At 55.2% G+C, this 10,013-nt stretch carries 9 protein-coding genes; 4 read left to right on the top strand and 5 right to left on the bottom strand.

The genetic code is table 11. From position 1 onward, the window contains the following. Window positions 1-48: 48 nt before the first annotated feature. The 5 genes from JHD74_RS24560 to JHD74_RS24540 all read right to left on the bottom strand — a co-directional run bounded on the left by JHD74_RS24560 (window position 49) and on the right by JHD74_RS24540 (window position 5,590). Entirely contained in the window at window positions 49-939 is an 891-nt protein-coding gene (locus JHD74_RS24560) for a nucleoside-specific channel-forming protein Tsx (RefSeq protein WP_199063730.1), read from the bottom strand. Window positions 940-1,329: 390 nt separating this feature from the next. Then, the gene (locus JHD74_RS24555) at window positions 1,330-1,602 is read right to left on the bottom strand and encodes a hypothetical protein (RefSeq protein ID WP_024529966.1); all 273 of its coding nucleotides are present in this window, start codon (window positions 1,600-1,602) and stop codon (window positions 1,330-1,332) included. Between the two features lie 85 nt (window positions 1,603-1,687). Then, the gene (gene yddG / locus JHD74_RS24550) at window positions 1,688-2,581 is read right to left on the bottom strand and encodes an aromatic amino acid DMT transporter YddG (protein ID WP_074030935.1); all 894 of its coding nucleotides are present in this window, start codon (window positions 2,579-2,581) and stop codon (window positions 1,688-1,690) included. A 92-nt stretch (window positions 2,582-2,673) separates the two neighbouring features. Continuing rightward, window positions 2,674-4,044, bottom strand: coding sequence for an APC family permease (locus tag JHD74_RS24545; protein WP_074030934.1), 1,371 nt, complete (start codon window positions 4,042-4,044; stop codon window positions 2,674-2,676). 127 nt (window positions 4,045-4,171) lie between these two features. Next, window positions 4,172-5,590, bottom strand: coding sequence for a glutamine synthetase family protein (locus JHD74_RS24540; RefSeq protein WP_199063729.1), 1,419 nt, complete (start codon window positions 5,588-5,590; stop codon window positions 4,172-4,174). A 236-nt stretch (window positions 5,591-5,826) separates the two neighbouring features. On the opposite strand from JHD74_RS24540, the gene puuD reads away from it, so the two are divergent. The 4 genes from puuD to JHD74_RS24520 are packed head-to-tail and all read left to right on the top strand — an operon-like array spanning window position 5,827 to window position 9,945. Further along, window positions 5,827-6,588, top strand: a complete 762-nt coding sequence (gene puuD / locus JHD74_RS24535) for a gamma-glutamyl-gamma-aminobutyrate hydrolase (protein ID WP_021178244.1) — start codon at window positions 5,827-5,829, stop codon at window positions 6,586-6,588. Then, complete coding sequence (puuR, locus tag JHD74_RS24530; RefSeq protein ID WP_021178245.1) at window positions 6,585-7,142, top strand: HTH-type transcriptional regulator PuuR; 558 nt, start codon at window positions 6,585-6,587, stop codon at window positions 7,140-7,142. The genes puuD and puuR overlap by 4 nt, the downstream gene beginning before the upstream one ends. A gap of 15 nt (window positions 7,143-7,157) precedes the next feature. Further along, entirely contained in the window at window positions 7,158-8,654 is a 1,497-nt protein-coding gene (gene puuC, locus JHD74_RS24525; protein WP_199063728.1) for an aldehyde dehydrogenase PuuC, read from the top strand. A gap of 10 nt (window positions 8,655-8,664) precedes the next feature. Continuing rightward, entirely contained in the window at window positions 8,665-9,945 is a 1,281-nt protein-coding gene (locus JHD74_RS24520; protein ID WP_024529959.1) for an FAD-binding oxidoreductase, read from the top strand. Window positions 9,946-10,013 lie beyond the last annotated feature (68 nt).

The raw sequence follows: 10,013 nt of genomic DNA, 5'->3' as shown, positions 1-10,013 counted from the left end.
CCCCCCCCCCCCCCCCCCCCCCCCCCCCCCCCCCCCCCCCCCCCCTTTTTAGTTGGCATCGTCGGCAGTGTCAGATGTGTATAAGAGACAGCCCCAGCCGGTAGACTTGATTGGCCCCTGCGGCGTACCGATATCCACCCCATCATTCCATTGACCACCGTTATGGAAGTAACGTGCCACGAAGGAGTAATGCCAGTGATCGTAGTTCAGCGCTAAAATGTGGCTGGAGGCGATAGAGTTGCTGGTACGCGCCTGGCGGCCATCCACTACGAAGTTGTCGCTGCCCAGATCGGAGTCAAAGTCAAAGTTGGTGAAACCGATATAGCTCAGGTTGCCACCCCACATTTCGGTCAACGGCACAAAGTATTTCACCTTGAAGCGATAGCCGTCCCAGCTGTTCTCGTTGGATGCACCATAGTTCTGCCATTGGTATTTGGCATAAATGTTCATCGACAGGCTCATCGGCAGACCGGTATCGATATCGGTGCCTAGCCCCATATACCAGGTGCTTTGACGGGAGGCGTTGTTACGCCCCATGTCGTAAATGTAGTTGTTGGCAAAATACCACTCTTTGAACGGCCCAAAGCCCAGGTTGGTGCCGGTCAGTTTGTCGATGGAGAAGCGTGGCTCGATCTCCATAAACAGCGGTGAGCCTTTATCCCAGATACCACGGTTTGGCGTGTTACCGGTGCCGAAGAACTTTGGCACGTCCACGTAGCCATAGAAATCCAGCCAGTCTTTCTTGGCAAAGGCTTCATACTCCAGATACACGTCATTGTTCAGCTGCGGCCCGAAGCGGGTATGGTAGCTGCCTACTACGTTGACACTCTGATGCCACCAGTCTGAAAGATACTGGCTGTCTTTGCTTTCTGCCGCCATGGAAGCGGGGCTGAAAGACGCGGAGAGAAGCACACCTGCTGCGAGAGCTATTTTCTTCATTTTATTACCACATGCTGAGTGGGCCAATTCCCTGCCCGTTAGAATGATATGAGTCTGGCGACGCCTGCTGTAAACAAACGGTTACCTATTGCCGGTTGCCGTGCGCATTATAGAAAGCTCTCGCTGTAATAATCTGTGATCTAGTTAGGCATTTTACTATTACGTAATCGATTGCGTTCTCATTTTTTAAAATAAATTGCAGTGCAAAACATTTTTGATGTGATTTTCATCATATCGATAAATTTCAAACGACGATTTTTGGTGTCTTTATGTTCAACACCAACTTTTAACCAGGGGTTAAAAATCGCGTAAAAAAGCCGACGCTTATGTCGGCTTAGTGGCAGGCAGGGGCAGCATACGCCCCATTATATGGCTAACCAGTTGGTTTTTTCAGCGAGCTCCGGGCACAGCTTTGGCAATGTTCTCTTGCCGGAACACCACCTCATCACCCGTGGCAATTTCCCATTGGCTGACCGGGATATCGATTTTCGGCGAGGCCACGACTACCGAGCCATGGATCAGCTTGTCGTCACGGCGCAGGATCATCACATCCAACTGGTATTCATGCGGCAGGTTAGCGGTGGTCAGTCGGACGATATCGCCGGTGCTGAAACTGTGGCCATTAAGCGCTGGTTGCTGAATAAATTGAATATCTTTTCTCATTTCCCCGTTCCTTCTGGCAGAACACTTACCTTGAGATTAGCTCGAAATTCATTATTCTGCCGCCTGCGCAGGTAAAAAACAGGCCTCAGTTGCCGCGAGTCGCCCACCAGCAAATCAGCGATCCTAGCGTTACCATCATCACCCCCTGCCAGAAGTTGAGGGTCAGCGCGGTGCTGAGTACCACGGCGGCAAATACCGATGACAACACCGGGGTAAAGTAAGATACGGTCGCCAGCAGCGTCATATTGCCATGCAGGATCCCGACGTTCCAAGCTGCATAGCCAGCCCCCATCGCCGTCCCCACGCACAGCAACGCCACCACAACCGGCAGGCTAAAGTTCATGCCGCTTTCATTACTGAAAGGATAAATCAGCCACAGCGCCAGCGCGGTCAGGGAGATAAACAGCACCACCGCGTTTTTGCCCTGGGCGATCCTCTTGGTCACGTTGCAATAGATGGCCCAAATCACCGCACCACTGAATGCCAGCCCGTAACTCAACGGATTGCTGCGCACGTTGGCCAGCATTTGCGCCGGTGACCAACCGCCGCTGCCACTCATGATCCAGCCAATCCCGAACAGGGAAAGCAACAAACCAGGCACCACCCACCATTTGGCCTTTTGTCCATTGAACAGGATGGCCATCAACACGGTAAAGCAGGGCCAAAGATAGTTGATCATCCCCAACTCAATAGCCTGTGTGCGGTTGCTGGCAAAGCCCAACGACAGCGAGAGGCAAATCTCATACAGCACAAACAGCAGGCTGCCGAGGATCAGATAGGAACGGCGGAACTCGCGCAGCTTGGGAATGCCCATCACCACCAGCAGAAACAGCGTGCCCACACTATAGATCATCGCCGCCCCGCCGACCGGCCCCAGCCCTTCACTGACGCTGCGGATCAGGCCAACCACGCTGCTCCATAACACAATGGCCAGCAGGCCGAGCAAGGTGGCTTTATGGGAAGTAGACAACGGAGGCATTAGCGTAGGATCCAATTGGTTATTTTTGCGCGGTTTTTTACTCTACTGCCCTACTGGGGAAAAAGAAAGGGCGCAACGCTGCGCCCATACCTTTACTGCTGAGGCTGGCGCTCCAACTGCGGAGGAGGCTGGCGGAAACGACGGGTAAGATAGGCAAGATAGCCAAACCCGAGCGCCGCCCACAACAGCCCCATGGTCAAGGAACTTTTTTCCAGGTTCAGCCACAAGATCCCTACCGTCAGCGCTCCCACCAGCGGCAAAATCAGGTAATGGAAGCGGTCTTTCCAGCTCTTGTTGCGCCCTTGACGAATATAGAAGTGACTGATCACCGAAAGGTTGACGAAGGTAAAGGCCACCAGCGCGCCAAAGTTGATCAGGGCGGTCGCCGTCACCAAATCGAAGGATAATGCCGATAACGCCACCAAACCAACCAGCAGCACGTTAAGCGCTGGAGTGCGCCATTTAGGATGCACGTAACCAAAGAATTTTTCCGGGAACACATTGTCGCGCCCCATCACATACAGCAGCCTGGACACGCTGGCATGGGAAGCCAGGCCAGAAGCCAGGGTGTTGATAAAGGTGACGCACAGGAAGATGGACTGGAACAGCTTGCCGCCCACATACAGCGCGATTTCCGGCAGTGCCGCATCTGGCTGTTTGAAACGCTCAAGTGTTGGGAAAAACAGCTGAATAAAGAACGATACGGCGATAAAGATCACACCACCATAGAGTGCGGTAAGGAAGATAGCGCGTGGGATCACACGGGCGGCATCAGGCGTTTCTTCACACAGCGTAGTGACGGCGTCAAAACCCAGAAACGAAAAGCACAGGATGGTGGCGCCAGTAATGATAGGCAATAGATGAGCGTTTTCACTGATAAAAGGTTGCAGACTCCACACCTGGCCAACCCCTTCGCCATTGTGCAACCCCCGTACCACCAGGAAGATAAACACCACAATAATCGCTACCTGCGCCACAACAAACAGGGTGTTGAAGTTTGCCACCAGGCTGACGCTTTTCAGGTTGATGGCGGTGATCAGGATCACAAAGCCGACCACCCAGATCCAGGGTGGGACCTCTGGGAACAGCGCCGTAAGATAGATTTTGGCCAATAATGTATTGATCATCGGCAAAAACAGGTAATCCAGCAGCGATGACCAGCCAACCAGGAAACCCACGTGCGGGTTGATAGCCTTTTGCGCGTAAGTGTAAGCCGAGCCCGAGGTCGGGAACTGGCGCACCAGCTTGCCATAGCTGATGGCGGTAAACAGCACCCCGGCCAATGCCAACAGGTAAGACGCCGGAACGTGCCCGTCCGTCACGCCAGAAACGATACCGAAGGTGTCAAACACCGTCATTGGCGTCAGATAGGCCAGGCCCATCATCACCACTTGCCACAGTTTCAATGTCTTGCGCAGTTGCGGTTTGCCCGCGCCATTATCGTCGATGGCACTTATCGTCATTGGGTTATTCCTCACCGGCGTCCTGTACGCCAAGTTGGAAGAAGTCATCACCGTCGCGCACGGCTTCGCCAGGCCACAGGTAGCCCGCGGGAATGCGCCGGCGCGCGGTAGGATCGGGCTGAGGACGTCAGGCGTTTTTCAGCATCCACTCGATTTCGGTTTCGGTGATCAGCCGCTCAAACTGCCCCAGCTCATCGGTCTTACAGGCCAGATAGACGTGGCTGAAACGTTCGCCCAGCAGCGCATTGAGCACCGGCTGGTGTTCGAACTCATACAGCGCATCACTCTGGCGGATCGGGAACGGTAGCCCCTCTTGCTCCAGCCCGTTGCCGGTGACTGGCTCAAGCAGCGGTAACTGAGTGTCGAGGCCGTAGACAATCCCGGCCAGAATGGTTGCCATCACCAGATATGGGTTGGCATCGGCCCCCGCCACGCGATACTCCACGCGGTGGTTGTCGCGATCGCCACAGGGAATACGTAGCGCTACGGTGCGGTTGTTATGGCCCCAGGATGCCTGGGTGGGAACATACATCCCCGCCTGGAAGCGGCGGTAAGCGTTGACGTTGGGTGCCAGCAGCGCCATAGAGGCAGGCATCAAGGCGATCATGCCAGCCAGCGCCTGCTTCAACAGCGTGGAGTCTTCACCATCCGCATCGGCAAAGACGTTGTTACCTTGCTTGTCCAGCATGCTGATATGCACATGCATACCGCTGCCCGCATGTTCCTCGTAAGGCTTGGCCATAAAGGTTGCATGCATATGGTGCTTCTCTGCCACCATGCGTATCAGCCGCTTTAACGCCAGGGCATGGTCACAGGCCTGCAACACATCATTGGTGTGATGCAAGTTAACCTCAAACTGGCCCGGTGACGCTTCCGCTACCGCACCGTCGGCCGGCAGCCCTTGCAAGCGGGCCAGTTCGTCGATTTCGCTCAGCACGTCGGCAAAGTGGTTGAGGTTGTCTACCGAATAGACCTGGCTCTGGGTGTTACGCTCCTGGGTGCCGGGGGCACATGGGGGCTGTAGATACCCTTCCGGATCGCGCTGGCGATCGATGAGATAGAACTCCAACTCTACCGCTACTACGGGGAATAACCCGCGCTGACGCAAACGCTGCCACACTCGGTTCAGCACATTGCGCGGTTCAACGTCAAAGGGAGTACCATCTTCATCCAGCATGGTGAGCAGTACCTGGCCCAGATATTGCGGATCGGCCGCCGATGGCGTCAGGGTTCCGGCTACCGGCACACAAATATGGTCCGGCTCACCCATTTCCTGCCCCAAACCCGCCTCTTCCACCACGTTGCCAAGAATATCCATCGCGAACACCGAGGCTGGGAAGTAACAGCCCTTCTCCAGTTTACCCAGCCCGCTTACCGGGATGCGCTTGCCGCGGAAGCTGCCGTTGAGATCGGTCAGCAATACGTCGATATGCTGGGTTAACGGATAACGTTCCAGATACTTCTTCACTTCGCGCTGGAACGTGCTACTTCGCCTTTCTTCATTGTGTTGCACAAAGTTTTCGACTTCTACGATGTTGGTTTGCATGTTTCACCCGCCGTTGTGTTTGGTCTGTGGTTCTCACACTTACTGGCTTCGATGTTTTGATCATCTTGCTCAATATAATGTCCACCAATGAAACATAGATGCAACAAAAATGTTTTGCAAGTGTTAATTTTGGTTTGAATATTGGCCATTCGACTGCTAGATTTAGTGAATATTGAACAAAAAAGGCGATTAAACGGCTTGTCGGTCATAATTTCGAACAACCTGTAGGGGATAGCATGGGCAATATATTTAACAGACCAATCGTCGGCGTCGTGATGTGCAGGTATAGGTTAAACCAGCACCTCACCCAGACCTTGCAAGAAAAGTACCTAAATGCGGTGTTAGCTGCCGGAGGATTACCGATCGCCCTGCCGCACGCGCTGGCAGAGCCGGAAATGCTGGCAGAGTTGCTGCCCCATCTCGACGGCATCCTGCTGCCGGGCAGCCCCAGTAATGTGCAGCCGCACCTTTATGGTGAAAACGGCGATGAGCCTGACGCCGATCCTGGGCGCGATGAATTGAGCCTGGCGCTGATCGGCCAGGCACTGAGCAGGCGCATCCCCCTTTTCGCCATTTGCCGCGGTATGCAAGAGCTGGTGGTCGCGACTCAAGGTACGCTACACCGTCGTTTATATGAACAACCCGAGCTGCTCGAGCACCGTGAAGATCACGATCTGCCGCTGGAACAGCAATATGCCCCTGCTCATGAAGTCACCGTGCAAGACGGAGGATTGCTGGCGCAGCTGCTGCCGGATTGCCACCGATTCTGGGTGAATTCCCTGCACGGCCAAGGAGCCAAAACCCTTGGCCCAAGCGTGCGTGTTGAAGCCTATGCCGCCGACGGCCTGGTAGAAGCCCTCAGCATTCGCGATCAGCCCTTTGCCTTAGGGGTGCAGTGGCATCCTGAATGGAACAGCGATGAATATGCCCTGTCTCGCCTGCTGTTTGAGGGATTCATTAACGCCTGCCAGCACTACCAAAAGGAAAAACGCCTATGAGCGACGTCAGCTTGGCACCGGGGAAACGCTTATCGCAGATCCGCCAGCAGTTAGGGCTATCACAGCGCCGGGTAGCCGAACTGTCTGGCTTGACGCACAGCGCCATCAGTACCATTGAACAGGACAAGGTCAGCCCGGCCATCAGTACGCTGCAAAAGCTGCTGACAGTGTATGGGCTGTCGCTATCGGCTTTCTTTACCGAACCGGAACAGCCACATGAGCCGCAGATCGTGATCGACCATGACCATCTGATCGAAATCGGCAGCCAGGGAGTTTCGATGAAGCTGATCCATAACGGTGACCCTAACCGCACCCTGGCAATGATGATCGAAACCTACGATCCGGGCACCACCACCGGTGAACGGCTCAAACATCAGGGGGAAGAGATTGGCACCCTGCTGGAAGGCGAAGTGATGCTGCAGGTCAATGGGCAAAGCTTTCACCTACGGGCAGGCCAGAGCTACGCCATCAACACCGCGATCCCCCATAGTTTCAGCAACACCTCGGCGCGCATTTGCCGAATTATCAGCGCACATACGCCGACGACATTCTGATTAACGGAGCAAGGTATGGACTTCCACCACCTGGAATATTGGCAACAACGGGCACAAGCCCTGAAGATTGAAAACCGGTTGTTTATCAATGGCCGCTACCTCCCGGCAGCCGAAGGGGAAACCTTTAGCGTTCAGGATCCTGCCGGGGTTCGTGAACTGGTACAAATGGCCCGTGGCAGCCACATTGATATCGATTTGGCCGTCAAGGCGGCGCGCGAGGTGTTTGAACGCGGCGACTGGTCGCAAGCCTCCCCTGCCAAACGCAAGGCAACATTGTTCAAATTCGCTAACCTGATGGAAGAGCACAGCGAGCAATTAGCGTTGTTGGAAACGTTAGATACCGGCAAACCCATCCGCCATAGCCTGCGCGATGATATTCCAGGGGCGATCCGCTGTATCCGCTGGTATGCCGAAGCCATCGACAAGGTGTATGGCGAAATTGCCCCAACCGGCCATGATGCGCTCGCCCTGATCCAGCGGGAGCCAATCGGCGTGGTGGGTGCCATCGTGCCGTGGAACTTTCCGCTGCTGTTAGCCTGCTGGAAGTTAGGCCCGGCGCTGGCGGCCGGGAACAGCATAGTGCTGAAACCCTCGGAAAAATCACCGCTTACGGCGGTTTATCTTGGCGCTTTGGCACAGCAGGCAGGATTACCGGATGGCGTCCTGAACATTATTCCTGGTTTCGGCCACGATGCGGGCAAGGCGTTGGCACTGCATAACGACGTGGATGCTCTCGCCTTTACCGGCTCTACCCAGGTAGCCAAGCAGTTGATGAAGTACGCCGGTGAATCCAACATGAAACGCGTGTGGCTGGAGGCCGGTGGCAAGAGTGCCAACATTATCTTCGCCGACTGCCCGGACCTGGATAAGGCGGCGCAGGGAGCGGCGGCCGGGATCTTCTATAACCAGGGCCAGGTGTGCATTGCCGGTACGCGGCTGCTGGTAGAGGAAAGTATTCAGCAGGCCTTTTTACAGGCATTGCAACGCCATGCAGCGGTCTTCGCACCGGGCAACCCGCTCGATCCGCAAACGCTCATGGGTACGCTGATCGACCAACAACACTGTGAAAAAGTCACCAGCTATATCGAACAGGGTTTGAGCCAGGGAGCCTCGCTGTTCCTTGATGGACGTGCCCATGCGCAAAGCGATCATCACGGCTATCTCGGCCCCACCATTCTCACCCAGGTGGATAACGCGATGCACGTCGCACGGGACGAGATTTTTGGCCCTGTCTTGGCCGTCACGACCTTCAACGGTGAGCAACAGGCACTCACATTGGCCAACGACAGCGAATACGGGCTTGGCGCTGCCGTCTGGACCCGCGATTTGTCACGGGCACACCGCATGGCCCGCCAGTTGAAAGCAGGCACCGTGTTCGTCAACAACTATAACGATGGCGATATGACTGTGCCGTTCGGCGGCTACAAGCAAAGCGGTAACGGTCGTGATAAGTCGCTGCATGCGCTGGATAAATTTACCGAACTGAAAACCACCTGGATTTCACTGGAATAAGGATTTGATGATGACTGAACACGTAAAAAGCTACTATGCGGCAACGGCCAATGACCATCAGCCTTATCCGCAGTTGAATGAATCGATCGACTGTGACGTCTGTATCGTTGGGGGCGGCTATACCGGCCTGTCATCGGCGCTGTTTCTGGTTGAAGCCGGTTATAACGTGGTAGTGCTGGAGTCTGCCCGCATCGGTTTTGGTGCCAGCGGCCGCAACGGTGGCCAACTGGTCAACTCCTACAGCCGCGACATCGACGTGATCGAAAGCCGTTACGGTGCAGAAAGCGCCAAGCTGCTTGGTAGCATGATGTTTGAAGGCGCAGAGATTATCCGCAGCCGCATCAAGCGCTATGCCATTGACTGTGACTATCGCCCCGGCGGGATCTTCGCCGCGCTGAACAATAAGCAATACCACGCGCTGATCGAACAAAAGCAGCACTGGGAGCGTTACGGCAATACGCAACTTGAACTGCTGGATGCCGATCGTATCCGCCAGGAGGTCAGCAGCGATCGCTATGTTGGCGCGTTACTCGATCACAGCGGCGGCCATATCCATCCACTCAACCTGGCGTTGGGCGAGGCCGAGGCCATTCGCCTGCAAGGAGGACGGATCTTCGAACAGTCCGCAGTCACCAATATCCGTCACGGAGAGCCAGCGTTGGTCAGCACCGCCAACGGCCAAGTCACCGCTCGTTACGTGATCGTAGCCGGGAATGCCTATCTGGGCGATAAACTGGAGCCAAGGCTGGCCAAACGCAGTATGCCGTGCGGGACTCAAGTGGTCACCACCGAGCCCTTGGCTCCAGAAGTGGCAGCCTCACTGATCCCACAAAACTATTGCGTGGAAGATTGCAATTACCTGCTGGATTATTACCGTTTAACCGGCGATAACCGGCTGCTGTACGGCGGTGGCGTGGTCTATGGCGCCCGCGATCCGGATGATATCGATAACCTGATCCGCCCTAAGCTGCTGAAAACCTTCCCGCAGTTGAAAGGCGTACGCATTGATTACCGCTGGACAGGTAATTTCTTGCTGACGCTATCGCGCATGCCGCAGTTTGGCCGGTTGGAAAACAATGTCTACTACATGCAAGGCTACAGCGGGCACGGCGTGACCTGTACTCATCTGGCAGGCAAGCTGATAGCAGAGCTGATGCGTGGCGATGCAGAGCGTTTTGACGCCTTTGCCAAACTGCCACATCTGCCGTTCTTTGGTGGCCGTAACCTGCAAATCCCCTTCACCGCCATAGGCGCTGCCTACTACACCCTGCGCGATCGAATTGGGGTTTAATTCAACGCCACCTCTGCACCTGTCTCTTATACACATCTCCGAGCCCACGAGACAGGAGGTATCATCTC

This window comes from Serratia sp. ASV30, from assembly GCF_016428815.1.
Lineage (GTDB): Bacteria > Pseudomonadota > Gammaproteobacteria > Enterobacterales > Enterobacteriaceae > Chania > Chania fonticola_C.
This window is presented reverse-complemented; position numbering and strand designations above follow the sequence as displayed.